At 41.1% G+C, this 15,801-nt stretch carries 16 protein-coding genes; 7 read left to right on the top strand and 9 right to left on the bottom strand.

The window, feature by feature from the left end:
• Window position 1: 1 nt before the first annotated feature.
• From murA to EHQ59_RS16445, 5 genes are all read left to right on the top strand, one after another.
• A complete protein-coding gene (murA, locus tag EHQ59_RS16465) occupies window positions 2–1,306 on the top strand; it encodes a UDP-N-acetylglucosamine 1-carboxyvinyltransferase (protein WP_135620924.1) in 1,305 nt (434 codons plus the stop codon).
• Window positions 1,307–1,975: a 4Fe-4S dicluster domain-containing protein gene (locus tag EHQ59_RS16460; protein WP_135620922.1), complete on the top strand. Its 669-nt coding sequence runs from the start codon at window positions 1,307–1,309 to the stop codon at window positions 1,973–1,975.
• 172 nt (window positions 1,976–2,147) lie between these two features.
• Window positions 2,148–2,462 (top strand): LIC10235 family protein, encoded by a 315-nt coding sequence (locus tag EHQ59_RS16455; RefSeq protein ID WP_015678495.1) that lies wholly within the window; start codon window positions 2,148–2,150, stop codon window positions 2,460–2,462.
• A gap of 140 nt (window positions 2,463–2,602) precedes the next feature.
• Window positions 2,603–3,382 carry a hypothetical protein gene (locus tag EHQ59_RS16450; protein WP_135621098.1) on the top strand — a complete coding sequence of 260 codons (780 nt, stop codon included), beginning with the start codon at window positions 2,603–2,605 and terminating at the stop codon, window positions 3,380–3,382.
• Between the two features lie 100 nt (window positions 3,383–3,482).
• Entirely contained in the window at window positions 3,483–4,847 is a 1,365-nt protein-coding gene (locus EHQ59_RS16445; RefSeq protein ID WP_135620920.1) for a FliI/YscN family ATPase, read from the top strand.
• Window positions 4,848–4,875: 28 nt separating this feature from the next.
• Here EHQ59_RS16445 and EHQ59_RS16440 read toward each other — a convergent pair whose 3' ends face one another.
• Window positions 4,876–8,022, bottom strand: a complete 3,147-nt coding sequence (locus EHQ59_RS16440) for a SpoIIE family protein phosphatase (protein ID WP_167481425.1) — start codon at window positions 8,020–8,022, stop codon at window positions 4,876–4,878.
• Window positions 8,023–8,104: 82 nt separating this feature from the next.
• On the opposite strand from EHQ59_RS16440, the gene fliJ reads away from it, so the two are divergent.
• Window positions 8,105–8,704, top strand: coding sequence for a flagellar export protein FliJ (gene fliJ / locus EHQ59_RS16435; RefSeq protein ID WP_135620916.1), 600 nt, complete (start codon window positions 8,105–8,107; stop codon window positions 8,702–8,704).
• A complete protein-coding gene (locus tag EHQ59_RS16430) occupies window positions 8,704–9,354 on the top strand; it encodes a periplasmic-type flagellar collar protein FlbB (RefSeq protein ID WP_135620914.1) in 651 nt (216 codons plus the stop codon). The genes fliJ and EHQ59_RS16430 overlap by 1 nt, the downstream gene beginning before the upstream one ends.
• A gap of 52 nt (window positions 9,355–9,406) precedes the next feature.
• Here the strand turns inward: EHQ59_RS16430 and EHQ59_RS16425 are convergent, their stop codons facing one another.
• From EHQ59_RS16425 to EHQ59_RS16390, 8 genes are all read right to left on the bottom strand, one after another.
• The gene (locus EHQ59_RS16425) at window positions 9,407–9,964 is read right to left on the bottom strand and encodes a guanylate kinase (protein ID WP_135620912.1); all 558 of its coding nucleotides are present in this window, start codon (window positions 9,962–9,964) and stop codon (window positions 9,407–9,409) included.
• Entirely contained in the window at window positions 9,961–10,245 is a 285-nt protein-coding gene (locus EHQ59_RS16420) for a DUF370 domain-containing protein (RefSeq protein WP_135620911.1), read from the bottom strand. The genes EHQ59_RS16425 and EHQ59_RS16420 overlap by 4 nt, the downstream gene beginning before the upstream one ends.
• Before the next feature lie 12 nt (window positions 10,246–10,257).
• A complete protein-coding gene (locus tag EHQ59_RS16415) occupies window positions 10,258–11,133 on the bottom strand; it encodes a hypothetical protein (protein WP_135620909.1) in 876 nt (291 codons plus the stop codon).
• A gap of 46 nt (window positions 11,134–11,179) precedes the next feature.
• Window positions 11,180–11,470 (bottom strand): hypothetical protein, encoded by a 291-nt coding sequence (locus EHQ59_RS16410; protein WP_135620907.1) that lies wholly within the window; start codon window positions 11,468–11,470, stop codon window positions 11,180–11,182.
• An 11-nt stretch (window positions 11,471–11,481) separates the two neighbouring features.
• Window positions 11,482–13,473, bottom strand: coding sequence for a FapA family protein (locus EHQ59_RS16405; RefSeq protein WP_135620905.1), 1,992 nt, complete (start codon window positions 13,471–13,473; stop codon window positions 11,482–11,484).
• Between the two features lie 6 nt (window positions 13,474–13,479).
• Window positions 13,480–14,280, bottom strand: coding sequence for an RNA polymerase sigma factor WhiG (gene whiG, locus EHQ59_RS16400; protein ID WP_012387953.1), 801 nt, complete (start codon window positions 14,278–14,280; stop codon window positions 13,480–13,482).
• A 97-nt stretch (window positions 14,281–14,377) separates the two neighbouring features.
• Window positions 14,378–14,851 (bottom strand): hypothetical protein, encoded by a 474-nt coding sequence (locus EHQ59_RS16395; protein WP_135620903.1) that lies wholly within the window; start codon window positions 14,849–14,851, stop codon window positions 14,378–14,380.
• Entirely contained in the window at window positions 14,852–15,775 is a 924-nt protein-coding gene (locus EHQ59_RS16390) for a MinD/ParA family protein (RefSeq protein WP_015678483.1), read from the bottom strand.
• Window positions 15,776–15,801: the final 26 nt, after the last annotated feature.

The following is a 15,801-nucleotide window of genomic DNA, read 5'->3' as shown; positions in this document are numbered from 1 at the left end:
GGTGAGTTCTTCCTACTTCAAAATTATCGGCAAAAATCCTCTCCACGGGACAATTGTTCCCCAAGGGAATAAAAATGAGGCTCTTCCACTTCTCGGGGCCCTACTCTTATGGGAAGGAGATGTCATTTTAGAAAACCTTCCTGAAATTGCCGATGTCCAGAAACTCATGGATGTCCTTCGCCACATCGGTGTCGAAATCACTTCGCTCGATACAAAAGGATCCTACCTCTTTCAGAAAAAAAATCCAGTGAAATCGGATTTGCCCTACGAACTTTGTTCCCAACTCCGAGGAGCAGTCACATTAGCAGGCCCCATTCTCGCAAGGACAGGACGTGTGTTTTTACCAAAACCAGGTGGCGACAAAATTGGACGTCGTCGAATGGACACCCACCTCCTCGCTTTAGAAGCCCTTGGTGCCAAAATAGAAGTTTTCCCTGACGGATACATGATCACGGCAGACAGACTTTTCGGAAAAGACATCTTACTGGATGAAGCTTCCGTAACCGCCACTGAAAATGCTGTGATGGCCGCGGTCTTTGCAGAGGGCACGACCATCATACGAAATGCAGCTTCTGAGCCCCATGTGCAGGGACTTTGTCGTTTTTTACAAGCAGCTGGTGCCAAAATTGACGGAATTGGAACAAACCATTTAACCATCACAGGTGTTACATCCCTTTCTTCCCCGGAAGGTGGTTTGAAACACAGGATTGGTTCTGATTATTTAGAAGTCGGATCCTTCATTAGCCTAGCAGCTGTTACAGGTGGCGAAATCCATATTACCGATGTTAACTTAGAAGACATTCGTATGATCCGAATGGTTTACTCAAGACTTGGCATCGAAGTACGACCAACAGAAACAGGAATCCTCGTTCCTTCTGACCAAAAAATGGAAATCATCCCCGACTACCATGGTGCCACCCCAAAAATTGATGATGCCCCTTGGCCAGGGTTTCCGGCAGACATGACATCAGTCGCTCTTGTCACGGCAACACAGTGCAAAGGGACAGTCCTCATCCACGAAAAACTCTTTGAATCAAGACTTTTCTTTGTCGACAATATCATCGCGATGGGCGCTCAAATCATCCTCTGTGACCCACATCGAGCCATAGTGATTGGTGCCAACAGATTGTATGGCCAACGAGTCGCAAGCCCTGACATTCGTGCGGGGATGGCAATGATCATCGCAGCACTTTGTGCGGAAGGTCAAAGTGAAATTCATAACATCGTTCAAATTGATCGAGGGTTTGAATCCATCGACACAAGACTTAGGTCACTCGGGGCTCAAATCGAAAGAATCCCCAGCTAAATGAAACGAAAGGATCTGTTTCGAGAAGGATTTAAGTCCGTTTTCCAATTTACCTTTACCAAAGCGGACGAAATCACAGAAGCCATCAAGGAAGTCTGGCAAGAAGAAACAGATCCCAAATCTCCTTCCAATTCCTCAAAGAAAACAAAATCCAAAAAAAACACAAAACCGACAGTTGTTCGGAAACGAAAAACGAGAATGTTCCAAACATTGTCCCTCCCCCCTGGAGCAAGTTCTGATTTTTTTTCTTTGTGTACAGGGTGTAACGAATGTATTTTTGCCTGCCCTTACGCCGTCTTATTCCCTGTTACAGCAGAAGACCAAACAAAATCCTTTCCTCATTTTGATCCCAATGCAAAAGCATGCCACTTATGTTCGGACTGGCCTTGTATCAATGCCTGCCCAGAAGAGGCGCTCTTACCGTACAAAGTGTCCGATACGACGCCAAATTTCGGTAAGGCGAAGTTACGAAAAGAATTTTGTATCAATCAAAAAACGGGAGAACAAACCTGTAATGCGTGTTTTGTTACCTGTCCTGTCGAAAAAACCGTTAAATTTAAAGGAAATTTACCAGTTTTTTCACAATCTAGTTGTACAGGATGTGGACTTTGTGTAGAAACATGTCCAAGTTTTCCGAAAGCAATTCAAATCAAACTGAATCAAATTTAATTATCACCTATCAAACGTTTTAGAAAAAAAACGTCGCAAAACATCAAAAAATTGTTATTCGATGAAAAAAATATCTTGAATTTTTTAGAAATAAGAGAGATACTCTTGTTAGGGCAAGGGATTTCCCTTCGTCAAAAAAAATAGATTTAAAATTTAAAGGAAAAAGAAAGCTATGGAACCACAAAAAGTAGGCCCAGGACAAATCGACAAAATTGCAGATGATCTTAAAAAAGACCCTGAGAAGTCGATTGGGAATTATCTTTTCAAAGGATTCAGAATCCAAATCTCCAAGTACAAAGCATCTGGAGCGGAGAGAGTTCAACAACTTTACAAAAGAAGAAGAGCGCAAGGTCTATGCATCGTTTGTGGTACAAAAGTAACTCGTAAGAACCCGGTAACAGGTATTCTTTACAGACTTTGTGATACTCATAGAGCAGAAATCGACCAAAAGAATAAAGAAAAAGCAAAAGCAAAAAAAGGGAAATAAATCCTTTTCTTTGTATTTTTCTAACTGAAAGGGGACTTTTGTCCCCTTTTTTGTTTACAGACTCTTTTCCTCACCTATCCTCATTTTCTATGAAAACTCTTTTTCCCCTTGTCCTTTTCGCTCTACTTGGTTGTTCTCAATTGATTTGGCGTGATGCGAAGCTCACAGAAGAAATTTCACCCAGTAATGACCCAAATGTGAATCTTGTCCTCACGGTCCACTTCCAGGAAAAAGACTCTTGGAATCCCATGAACGGAACCACGGACAAACGAAATTACCAAAGTAAAATCAAACTGGTCGAAAACGGAAAAACAGGTGGAAAAGTGATCAGGGAGTGGGAACTCCCTTCTTGGTCCCTCGCAGATGGCATTTTTTATCACACCATCACAAAATCACTTTTTGTTTTGTATGGAAAAGATGATGAATACGGAACTCTGAACCAAACCCTATCCATTTATCCAGAATCAGGTGGCGCCTTTTCTTATCCTGCAACACCAGAGAAAAAAATCATTTTCCAAATGGCTCCTTCGCCAAATGGAAATTTGGTGGCACTTGTCACAGCCAATCCAACGGGAGACGGAGAGTTTACAGAATTTGAATTCAATGTGATCCAGGTCTCAGACAAAAAGATCCAATCCTTTCCCATTAGTTTTTGGACAGCTCTCCCTCTGTATGGAATCCGATGGTCCGAAGATGGCCAAAACCTTTTCCTTCGCACCCCGGACAAGATCCTCGTTTGGACGGGAAAAGAATTGAAAGAAGCAAAATCCTTTCCAGACTGTTATACCGTTTCTACCAATTTTGGGAAATGGGCCTATGAATCAGCGACCCTAGGTGAGGGAGGAAATGTGGTTCTTGGGAAAAAGCTGCCCTCTCCCAAACAGATTTCCAATCTCGACCAAATCAAACTCTGCCGCTAAACTGGGACTATTGAAAAAGCCAGGGATTCCTAGGGTGAGTTTCTGGCCTCAATTCGCTTGATTTAATTATGTCACATGATTGGATGAGTGAAAAGCGTCCATGATCGAAAAGAAATTCACAGAACAAATCGATGCCATTTCGAAATACCTCAATGTCGTCGAAAAAATCGAACCCATTCGCAAAAGTGGGGTCGTTGTTTCTGTTGTAGGCAATGTCATTTATTCACAAGGTCCCCCCGATTCCAAAGTAGGAGAAATTTTGGAAGTGGAACGTGGGTCAGACAAAGGGTATTTGGCCTGTGTCCTCGTTGGTTTCAAAGACCATCTCTACACCTTAATGCCATTAGGTGATACACAAGAAATATTTCCACATGCCTTTGTATTTTCCTCAGGAAGACAAATCACGTTAAATGCTGGACCAGAACTTTTGGGACGGGTGTTAAACGGTTTAGGAAAACCAATTGATAGCAAAGGAATTCTCATCACCAAAGAAGAAAGAGCTTCCGAACCAAGGTTTTTAAATCCACTGGATCGTCCTCCCATCACAGAGATATTAGAAACAGGGGTTCGCGCCATAGATGGTATGTTAACGGTTGGGCGTGGCCAAAGGATCGGAATTTTTTCTGGTTCAGGAGTTGGTAAATCCAGTTTACTCGGAATGATCGCTCGTTATACGAATGCGGATGTCAACGTGGTTGCTCTGATTGGAGAGAGGGGCCGTGAGGTAAATGAGTTTTTACAAGTGGAACTAGGCAAAGAAGCCTTGGCAAGGTCTGTAGTTTTTGTAGCCACTTCTGATTCCTCTAAAATGGAACAGGTGAGTTGTGCAAACCTTGCCTGTTCGGCAGCCGAATACTTCCGTGAAAAAGGAATGTCTGTGAATTTGTATATGGACTCTCTTACCAGGTATGCGGAAGCCTTACGCGAATTGTCGATTGGCGAACCTGTTGTCACAAAAGGATATGCTTCCAGTGTATTTACCAAAATGGCGAAACTAGTGGAACGTGCTGGAACATCACATAATGGTGGTTCTATTACCGGTTTTTATACTGTATTAACTGATGCTGAAGATGATATGGATGACATTGTGGCTGACAAGGTGCGTGGATTCATTGATGGACATATTGTATTAACAAGAAAACTAGCCGAACAAAGTCATTACCCAGCAATTGATGTTCCCTCTTCTCTATCTAGGCTCATGCAAAAAATTGTGAATGAAGACCATTATATGCGAGCGTCCATTGTTCGGGAACTGATCTCTAAGTACAAAAATTCCGAAGATATCATCTTACTCAATGCCTATGTCCGAGGTGCTGATGAAAAAATTGATATGGCGATTGATAAAAAATCACAAATTGATGATTATTTAAGACAAAGAATTGAAGAAAAATCTTCCTACAACGAAGCCACAAAAAAACTCGAACTCATCTTACAATCCTCATCTCGCAATGACGATGAGTTTTAATTCAATTAGATAAACTTTACTGAATCAATCACTCAATCTCTAAAATTACAAGGGTCACGTCATCATCTGGTGTTCGATCTCCCGTAAATTCTTTGATCTTTTCGAGTAACAAACGTTTGGATTCTGTGACTGGATAACCACTATACCGATGTGACATCATTTCCCAATTTTCCTGACCAATCATTTCCTTTTCAGCATTGGTAGCTTCTGTGATTCCATCAGTATACAAAACAATTCGATCCCCCGATTGGATTTTCATATGATCTTCTTGTATATCAAGTTCTGGGATCCAACCAATGAGTTTCCCTTGTGGCATACTGAGTTTGGCTTTGGTTTCCCCTCTTCGATTTAAGATAAGAGGTGGGTGACCACAACGAGCATGGATCAACTCTTTTGTTTCCAAATTGATGTATACATAAGAGGCTGTGACAAATGCCCCTTTCATTTTTCCAAGGAGTGTGGAATTGATTTGGTTTAGCAATTGTGCCGGTTCCTTGGCTAAACGCACTTGAGTGGAAAAAGCAATTTTTAACATCGCAGACACAAGGGCAGCAGGGATTCCATGACCTGAAACGTCTGCAACGAGGACACCTAACTCTGTTTCGGAGATAGCATGAAAATCAAAAAAGTCACCTCCAATGCTATCCATTGGTTCATAATAAAACTCGGTTTTGATACCCACCACATTTGGTGCTTCCTCAGGAAGGATGGAATACTGGAGTTTTCTTGCTAAACCCAATTCGTTTTGAATGGCAATGAATTTGTTTTGTTCCTCAACAGCTTTTTTTAAGGTAATGAGGTTTTTGGCTCGAGAGATTAACTCACGTTTATCGAAAGGTTTTGCCAAATAATCATTTCCACCTGCTTCTAAAGCAGCAACAATATCTGCAATTTGGTTTTTAGCCGTTAAAAACAAAATAGGAAGTTGGTATAAAGAATAAGATTCTCTTAACACTGTACATACATCATACCCACTCATTCCTGGCATCATGATATCAAGTAACATAAGTTCAAAAGGACCTTCATCCCGAACCAAACGAATGGCATCTACACCATTCGCAGCTTCACTCACATCACAACCAATTAGAGTTAAATGATTTTTTAATACTTGGCGATTGATTGGTTCATCATCGACAACGATGACTTTTATTTTTTCGCCGTCATATTCATCTGCAACATCTTCAATGGGTTCAAAATCAAAATTATCCCCGCCAAACCACATTTCCGCTTTTTTCAATTGTGGTTTTTCCATTGGGATTTCACCTTCTCTCGCAAGGGGAAGAGAAAAAGAAAATACAGAACCTTCCCCTGGATTGGAGTCTACCCAAATATTCCCACCATGTAATTCAACCAATCGTTTCGAGATGGCAAGGCCTAAACCTGTTCCACCAAACTTACGTGTGGTGGATGCATCCACTTGTTCAAAGGAACGAAATATATCACCAAATTTATCTTTGGGAATTCCAATTCCAGTATCCCGAATCGAAATCACTGCCATTTTATCAGTGATTTCACAGGAAACTTCAATCCGACCTTTTTCCGTAAATTTAATCGCATTTCCAATTACGTTAAAAAGGATTTGTTGGAGTCTTGCTTCATCTCCAAGAATCGGTGGAAAATCAATCGGGACATTATTACGGACTGTTAGATTTTTTGTAACATAGAGAGGTCTTGAGATCACAAGAACAAAATCACAAATTTGGTGGAGATCTATGGCTTTTAAGTCTAAATCCAAATCACGATTTTTCATTTTAGAAAAATCTAAAATGTCATCCACAAGAGAAGACAAACGTTTTCCTGAACTCACAATCATTCCAAGGTTTTGTCTTTGTTCTTGGTTTAGTTTTCCACCAATCCCATCAAACATAGATTCGGCGATCCCGATAATTCCATTCAGAGGAGTTTTTAATTCATGTGATGTATTCGCTAAAAACTCGTCTTTGAGTTTATCTAATGCAAGAAGTCGTTTGGATAAAGTCTCCACTTCAGAAAAGGCTTTGCTAAATCTTCTTGAAAGTGTGAGAGACTGGACCAGGATAAAAACAAAAATTCCAATTGGAATCGCTTCCACGGAATAAAAAATTTGATTTGCGTTTAACAAATCGATTAACGCAGCACTTGCCACTGTAGAAATTCCAACCAAAAACAAAAACCCACTTTCCTTTTTATGATAAGCGGCTCGAAATACACCTTGTAAAATCATAAGAATTCCAAATAAAAATACAATTTGGAAGTAAGCGTTTAACTCGGTATAGATATGTGTTGGTAATACAAATAAAAACGAGAGAAAAAGGAGTGTTGGAACAAGTAGTAGACGATGCATCCACTTCGTATAAAAATCTGGATAAAACTCCCGAAAAAATGCAAAAAACAAATAAGGTGAAAGATAAAATGTAAAATATTCAATCCTTAGGCAAACATTCCAACTGAGGATCGGTGCCAGTTCATTGAAGATAAATCGTTCCCCAGTGAATAAAGTACGAAGGGCTAAAAGTAAAGCAGCAAACCCAAATAACAAATTCCCTTTGTCAGTACGTCGGAAGTAAAACAAACCAAAATGGTATAAGGCGATAATAAAAACAGAACCCGCTAAAAACAGGGAAGAAGCAAGATCCGCTTCACTTTCTTTATACAATTTGTTCCACTCACCGAAGTAAGGTGGTTCCCACATTCCCCCTTTTGCATGATGGAAATTGGAGATTTCAATGAGAAGTTCGTTTGGACCTTCCGACCAAGGTAAGGGATACAATTGGAAAGCGTAGGAAGGATCGGATGAATCACGAGATTTACCAACAACACCCGAAGAACCGAGATGTTTTCCATTCCAAAACACTCGGGAGGCCGTGGCCACATCCAAAATTTTAATTCCATAGACCTGGCCCTTTTCTACGAATTTTGGTTTTTCCAAAACCAATCGGTAAGTCCCATACCCATCTCCCGAACCAAGGACGGAATTCCAAATTCCTGGGACTGTGAGTTGTTGGAAGGGGGTTTCTCTGGACTCAGACTCAGATAAAAACACCCGGGGATAAAACTCCCAGTCCCCTTCTAAATGGATGGGGTTTCCTTCACTCAGCTCCACCAACTCACGTGGACTGGTGGCAAAAAGAGGTGAAAAGGAAGCGAAGATTTGGCTCCCTAGGAAAAAGATCAGATGTAAGTATTTGTGGGACAATATTCCAAGTTTTACGTATTTTTTTAAAAATACGAGTAAAAAAGAGTACAAAAATTATTTAGAACCGAAGAAATAGACAGCTGTGAAACGATTTCGTTTTAGTTTGGAAACGGTTTTGAAGCTGCGGGGCCTACGAGAAGAGGAAGAAATCCGCCGTTTGTCCCTCGTTGTTTCCAAACTGAATACCTTAATTTCAGAAAAGGAAAATAACCAAAAAGAAATCGAATCTTCCTATGAAGCCATTTTATCTTCTGCAAAAGTTGGGACAAGTTTATCCGATTATTTGTCTATCGAACAATACATCAAAGGCCTGATCCGAAGAAATGAAGAATTAGAACACAGGATCTCGAACCAAAACGAAGAAGTGAATTTGGTTCGTAAAGATGTGATGGTAGCTCGGATGAATAAAAAAGTCATCGAAGTCCTAAAAGACAAAAGATTTCTCGAATGGAAAAAAAAGAGAAATCGAATGGAACGCCGAGAAGTGGAAGAATTCAATGTTCACTTAAACAAACAATCGTTATTTGATTCTTTTGATACCTATGGTCCAAAGGCTTCTAAAAAAATTCCAAGAACATTTAAAATTTTAAATAGAGAAGATGGTGGAGACGAACTCGCATCTGACTTTAAAACTCTCCGTGATTTTTACGAAAAATATTATTTAGGTCAAGGCAAATCATAATGGCAAGTGTAACAGACAACACAAGATCCTTCTTTTTAATTGTACTGATTTTTTTTCTGATTGCGATTGGCTTTTTTGTTTTTGATTACTTCCAAGTGATCAACGCCGAAGAATATCTTCCTTTTTTAAAAAAACAAGCAGGCCTTGTAAACCAAGACTTACTCTCTCCCACGGAGCTCGAGAAGTTAGAAATGGAAAAAGCAAAAGAAAGACTCATTGCTGACCGTGAAGAACTCGAACAAATGAAACGTGAGTTAGAAGAAAAATCTTCATCACTCAGTGCCGACAAAGAAAGGTTAGAAGAACTCAAAGAAGGCATTCAACGAAAAGAAAAAGAAATGGCGGAAAAAGCAAGAAAGGACAATGCCCGTGCTGAAAAAGTAAAAGTCCTCGCAAACAAAGTTGCCAATATGCCACCCGAATCAGCTCGAGATATGCTCATCAATTGGCCTGACTACGATATCATTGAAGTGTTTGAACAAATGGATCGGGATGCAGAAGAAGATGGAAGACAAACCATCACAACTTACTTACTCACTTTATTTCCCGCAGAAAGAAGGTCGGTCATATCGAATAAATGGCTCGATGCCGGCGCCAAAAATGTTCCAAACTACGGCAAAAGCATTGATGAGGAAAACGACGAACCCTAAATCACAATTAAGTTAATTTTTTATTTCGCGTTATTTTTACTTAGAGTTTCGTTTATGTACCACAGAGGATAGCCTTCACTTCCGTGATAGCATCTTCTAATTTGTCGTTTACAACCACATAATCAAAATTATGTGCTTCATCTAATTCATGAATCCCATTTTCGATCCGTTTTTCAATGCTCGTTTGGGAATCGGTTCCGCGCCTGATAAGACGTTCAATCCAAATTTCGCGACTTGGGGGTTCAATGAAAATGGTCACAGATTCAGGCCTTAACTCCTTCACTGATTTCGCACCTTGTACATCCAAATCGAGAAGTGCCACCCGGTGTTCCTTAATCGCATCTAATATGGGAGCTTTTGGGGTTCCATAAAAATTGCCATGGACCTCAGCCCATTCATAAAATTCACCTGCGGCGATTTTTTTTTGAAATTCAGGGATGGTTAAAAAATAATACGTTTTTCCTTCTTCATCTCCAGGCCTAGGAGCTCTTGTGGTACAAGAGATAGAAAAATAAAACTCAGGATTCTCCTTTAGGAGAGCTTGGATGATGGTAGATTTTCCACCGCCCGCTACGGATGAAATGATATACAGATTCGGAACCGCTTTCAATCTTCTGCCTCCTCTTCCCCTTCGCCAATGTGGTTGTCACCTGTTTCCAAACGTTTGGCTAAACTTTCGGGTCGTATCGCAGAGAGTAAAATATGACCTGAATCTAAAACAAGAACGGATCTTGTTTTACGACCACAGGTAGCATCAATCAATCGATTTTCGGACTTTGCTTCGGTTCGGAGTCGTTTGGCTCCCGCTGAATCTGCCAGTAAAATGGAGAGAATCTTGGAAACAAAAACTATGTTAGAGAATCCTACATTGAGAACAGGAAACGAAGACATGGAAACATATTTTTAGATTCTTCTAGATCGATCAAGTCGAATCGTTTCAATCAAATGAATTTCATGGATACCAATGTTCATCGCTTCGGAAATTTCTTCGTGTTTGTAACCCTTTTTGATGAGATGAACCACTTTATCAATTTTTGTTGCAGAAGCTGGCAATTCTTCCAATGCAGACTCAATCGAAAATTCTACTTTATCTAAGTTCATTCTTTGGTAAGAAGCAAAGGCAGGGTCATTCGCTTTCGAAACTTCATTTAAGAATTCTCTTTTTTTCTGACCTTCTATCATTTCATTGCGAATGGCTTCGGAAGGTTTTTCTTCGGCAAATGGATTCCCACCAACCGTATAATTCATCTTAGGTTGGAAGGTTGGAACTTCTACGTTTTCCATTGCCTTTTTAGAAGGTTCAGTTAAAGGTTCCATACCAAACATTCCTTTCACAGCCTTGCCTAGTTTTCCAAACGCTTGGTTCACTGCCCCTTCTGTAGTTTCTGCTTCTTCGATTGTGACAGGGATTTGGTTTGCTTGGTAAATTTTACCAATTCCAGTTCTTTGTTCTTTGAGATCAAGAACTGGTTCTTCTTTTTCAACAGGTGGAGGAACTAACTCCGATTTCATGGACAAACCAGTGGTTTGGTAATGTTTGAATTCTTTTACCAAGGCCTCACCCTTTTCCATCATGGTTCGGAGTGCTACCATTTTAGATTCAATGATACTCACAGTGGCATCTAACTCACGTATGGTTTCCGCCGTGGCCATATCGATGGCTCGGTTTAGTTTTTTATCGTAGTATTCGCTGACTGCTTTTTGGACTTTTGCTGAGATGAAAACATACATCATCCCACAAAATAATAAATTAATGAGTACGAGAGAAAAAAGCTCCATATGATTCTCCTAAAGAACATTTCCAACAACATTCCGTAGAAAAAATTTAAGCTTTTGAATCAAAACGAGATCCACGTTCCAAATTGGGACGGTTGTAAATGATCCCCTCTTTGGAATAAGCAAATACCGAATTTTCTTTGTCTTGTTTCGGTTTTGCCGCCGAACCTTGGTATCCTGATTTCGCGTCAGGGACCGTTTGGGCACGGTTTTGTGTTTGGATCACCACCTTTTGCAATTCCACCACCTGGTTTTGGTGGGTGAAGGGATTTTCTGCCTGGGCCCTACGTGCAAAATCGTAGTGGTGGGCGATACTGGCAAAATTTTCGTTGAGTATCATCTGGCTCCCTCCTAATTCTTAGACTTACCACGCCCTCTCTTTTTTCTCCAGTCATTTTTCGTTTCATCTGGATCTTCGTATGGCTGGCTACGGACTTGGGACTCTTCCTCATAAAAGGTTTTGGCCTTGGTCTCGTGGCGGAGTTTGTATTCTGCGTTACGGATACGGATGGTCACACCCGGGAAAATGGTCTTCTCGACGGAAACACGACCATTCGCGGCCTGTTCGTCCATATATTCGGTGAGAGTTTGGATGTCCTTACTGGCCTCAGCGATTCGTTTTTCGAGTTTTTTAGTACCAGCTTCCAATTTCTGTAAGTGGGCATCTTGTTCGGCGGTAAAACTCGCAGGGTCGGCGTCTTTTCTCGCTTTGAGAGTGCGCATGGTTTTTGTGAGTTGGTCGAGTTTGTCTTGGTTTTCTTTTTTCTTCTCTTCAAACTCACTGATTTGTTTTAAGATCTTAGGATTGTTTCCTACAATAAGATCGGTTTGTGGGTTTGCTTGGGAACCAATGATTTTGGCGGAAATGAGTTGGGCCGCTTGGATCGTTCCCCCCACAATTTGGCCCCGTTTCCCTTTACAGGAAATTTTTCCCCCAGCCATCAGATGGGAATGTAAAATTCCTTCTTGGACAATGATGTCTTTTTCTGTGATGCAAGTGGCGTTCTGGATGAACTTTGCGACAATATTTCCACCAGTGGACTCAATCCTTGCCTCTTCGCGTCCAGTGACCCCTTGACGGACGATGATGTCCCCATCGGCTTCCACAACGGCCTTCTGGACCGTTCCATAAATTTCAATGTTTCCTGCGGCTTTGACTGAATAATTGTCTTCGACGTTTCCTGTGATGATGATGGATCCAAGGAAAGTCACATTTCCTGTTCGAACTCCCACATCCCCATTGATGCGGTAAACCGTTTCCACTGACAAGCGACCCGCAGCGTATAACACCTGTCCGTTGACTTCGGCGGTAAGTCGCATTTTGTCTTCCGAGAGAATGGTTCCTTTTCCTTGTTTGAGTTCTGTATCCAAACCGTCTTTGGCAGGTAACACCATTCCAAATAAATTGCGTCCAAACTTTCCTTTTTCGGCCGGGATCTTTTCGGCTAACAATTGTCCTACGACAACGTTTTCGATCATATCCAAATCTTTGTAGTCCACACGACCCGATTGGTCTTCTTTGAAATTGATTTTCTTTTCTGTGCGAACATAGTATTTGATTTCGGCATTTTTCCCGTTTACTGGGAAATCACCTTCGGCGCCAATGAATGGTTTGTTCTGAACTTCTTCCTCCAGATGTTTTCGAATATCGTCTTCTTTTAAACCATGAGCCACACCCATCCCTTTTAGTGCGGCAACGATATCAGAAACTTCTAAATCACGCCCACCAGGTCTTGCTGGGAATACTGTGACAAAGGCACGCATATTCTCTTGGGCAATCTCCACATTGCAACTGGAGTCATTTCCAGGTTTTGGTTTTTGGTTGGAGATAAGAACTGGTTCCCCTTTTTTCTCTTTGAGGATTTTATTGATCAGGTTTTGATCAACACCTGCCACACCACGAAACGACAATTTTTTGGAAACATCTGCCATTGTCATTTCGAGACCTTCGCCGGAAGGTGGGTAAACAGTCAAAAACACACCGGTTCTGTAAATTTTCACAACCACTCGGCCGTCTTTGTTTTTCGGTGTAACGAGTTCTTTTAATTCTTTGGAAACTAATTTTCCACTACCACCCGTTAGATGCTCATCCAATAAACTGAGTTCATCAAGGAGCATATCATCAGGTATGATGGAGGCGCGGATATGATAAGGTTCAGAAAAAAACAGGGATTTTTTTCCCCGTTTCAAAACAGTATAATCAATTTCGTGGACTTTGCGTCCCAAGTGACTGGAGGCAATTGCCAGACACTCTTCGATGGTATCGGCAATGACTTCCACTTGTTCTTTTTCCTTACGATCGAACTCTTTCAGTTCCTCTGTAAGAAATTCCGTGAGAGACATCTTCTATTACCTTTTTTGGATCGCTGATTTGACTTTAGAAAGTTTGCTACGAAGTCTTGCGACTGCTTTGGTATGAAGTTGTGAAATTCTAGATTCCGTAACTTCTAACACTTCTCCAATCTCTTTTAAGGTTAAGTCTTCGTAGTAATACAGTACGATGACTTTTTTCTCTTTTTCAGGAAGGGACTGGATGGCTTCGACAATGACGTTTTTGATTTCTTCTTTTTCGATGATATTGTCTGGATTCATATTCATCGGAGACTCTAAGGTTTCCATAAAGGAAACTTCATCGTTCTCATCTCCGAGAAACCAAATGTCATTTAAAGAAACAAGTGAGGTACCAGATAACTTGGCAAGAAGAGAATTATACTCTTCCATAGAGACACCGAGTTCTTTGGCGATCTCTTCATCATCCACTTTTTTGCCCTCTTTGTTTTCGAGCATGGCAATGATGTTTTCGAGTTGTTTTGCTTTTTGACGGATGGAACGCGGGATCCAGTCCACACTTCTGAGTTCGTCAAAAATGGACCCACGAATCCGGGTCATTGCATAGGTTTTGAATTTAATTTCGCGAGAAGGATCAAATTTCTCGATGGCATCTAACAGACCGAAGACGCCATAACTGACGAGGTCTTCAAATTCCACATTTTGTGGCATTCCGATCGCAATCCGCCCGGCCACGTGTTTGACGAGAGGTGAATATTTTTCAACAAGATAACTTCGGATCTCCGCGTCTTTTTTGACACGGTATTGTTTCCAAAGATCTGTCTCATCAAACTGATTGTATTTGTCTAGCAATCTTGACATTGGGAACCAGGGTACGGGATCTCTTTACTTTATAAATCGTAAAGAAATGAAAATTACAAGAGGATTTTTTCTTATGTCCTCTAAAAACAGTAATTTTTCAACCCTCTTGTGGGTCATCCTTGGCCATCATGGTTCGAATTGCTTCTGCCATGAGTTTTGGCTCGTTTTTGATTGCAATTTTGTCCACAATGATGTGGTCTCCAAATTTTCCTGATTTTGCCATGGCAAGTTTGGTATCCATTGCCTGATCCCCACCCGCTTGCACTCCAAAGTCATCGGATGAGGTTCCCATTGTAGAAGATGGTTCCATCCCTGCATGGTCATGGTCGAAGTCATCTGCATGTTCTCCGCCTCCAAAACCACCAATCGAAAAGGTAGATAAAAACTCTAAAAATTCAGGGACTTTCTTTTGTAAGACACTAAAAATACCAAACCCAAGTCCACCAAAGGCAAACGTCGAAATCAGAGAGACAAAAAAGATATAGCCGATTCGATTTCCCACTAAAAATCCACAAACGGAGCTAATGATGGCTCCAAGAACTGCAAATCCCAGTACAAATCCGATTAACACTTAGTTGTCTTCCTCCATTCTCGATTCCATTTCTTTTTCTTTGAAGTCCACAAAGCTAAAGAACTTCTTAAAAAATCCAGTGAGGCCTTCTTCATCATCATAACCACCTTCCGTTTGTAAGAGGGTGTGTGTAACTCGTGTGAGACAAGCCGCTGCTTTGGAACGAGGTGCTCCAATGATAAATGGTTTTTGTTCCCGAATGGATTTTTCTACTTCTTCATCTTGGAAAATAAAACCTAAGTTTTCCACTTGGACTTCCAAAAATTGACCAGAGATATCAATCACACGGTCGGCCACTTTTTTCCCTTCAATGGCAGAACGCACTCGGTTCACAATGATTTTGAGATTTTTGTCTTTGGATTGGGAAACAATGGATTTAATAAGACCATAAGAGTCTGTAATGGAGGTTGGTTCTGGAGTTGTGACAACCACTACTTCATCCGCTGGCATCACAAGACCAATCACGTTTGCCGAGATCCCAGCACCTGTATCAATGATCATCACATCATAACGATCGAGTTCTGCAAAACCTTTGATGAGGTTGTTTCTTTGGGTTTCGTTGAGATTGGCAAGTTGGGAATACCCAGAGGCACCAGCAATAATGTCCACACCTTCTGGAGTGGAAATCACGATGTCTTTTAAAGACTTATGGCCTTTCACCACGTGGTATAAATTGTATTTCGGAATGATGCCGAGAAGGACGTTCACATTGGCAAGGCCCAAGTCACCATCAAAGATAAGAACTTTAAGTCCGGTTTTGGCAATGGAGATGGCTAAGTTGACAGAGACTGTACTTTTTCCCACTCCCCCCTTTCCAGAGGCCACTGCAATGATTTTGGTTTTCTTAGCAGCGTCCTGGGGTTGAACGAGTTTCAATCCAGTACCAGTTTCTGTTAACTTTCGAAGATTTGCTGCTTGGTCCATCGTTACCCCTAGGTATCAGGATAACG

The organism is Leptospira kemamanensis, from assembly GCF_004769665.1.
GTDB lineage: Bacteria > Spirochaetota > Leptospiria > Leptospirales > Leptospiraceae > Leptospira_A > Leptospira_A kemamanensis.
Note: the sequence above shows the minus strand (reverse complement) of the source record. Positions and strands in the feature narration are given on the sequence as shown.

Excerpts from the sequence above, each read along its gene's own strand:
- EHQ59_RS16430 (WP_135620914.1), top strand. The coding sequence starts at position 8,704 with ATGGCAAGTGTAACAGACAACACAAGATCCTTCTTTTTAATTGTACTG.
- EHQ59_RS16455 (WP_015678495.1), top strand. The coding sequence starts at position 2,148 with ATGGAACCACAAAAAGTAGGCCCAGGACAAATCGACAAAATTGCAGAT.
- EHQ59_RS16405 (WP_135620905.1), bottom strand. The coding sequence starts at position 13,473 with ATGTCTCTCACGGAATTTCTTACAGAGGAACTGAAAGAGTTCGATCGT.
- EHQ59_RS16460 (WP_135620922.1), top strand. The coding sequence starts at position 1,307 with ATGAAACGAAAGGATCTGTTTCGAGAAGGATTTAAGTCCGTTTTCCAA.
- EHQ59_RS16415 (WP_135620909.1), bottom strand. The coding sequence starts at position 11,133 with ATGGAGCTTTTTTCTCTCGTACTCATTAATTTATTATTTTGTGGGATG.
- EHQ59_RS16445 (WP_135620920.1), top strand. The coding sequence starts at position 3,483 with ATGATCGAAAAGAAATTCACAGAACAAATCGATGCCATTTCGAAATAC.
- EHQ59_RS16420 (WP_135620911.1), bottom strand. The coding sequence starts at position 10,245 with ATGTCTTCGTTTCCTGTTCTCAATGTAGGATTCTCTAACATAGTTTTT.
- EHQ59_RS16410 (WP_135620907.1), bottom strand. The coding sequence starts at position 11,470 with ATGATACTCAACGAAAATTTTGCCAGTATCGCCCACCACTACGATTTT.
- EHQ59_RS16390 (WP_015678483.1), bottom strand. The coding sequence starts at position 15,775 with ATGGACCAAGCAGCAAATCTTCGAAAGTTAACAGAAACTGGTACTGGA.
- whiG (WP_012387953.1), bottom strand. The coding sequence starts at position 14,280 with ATGTCAAGATTGCTAGACAAATACAATCAGTTTGATGAGACAGATCTT.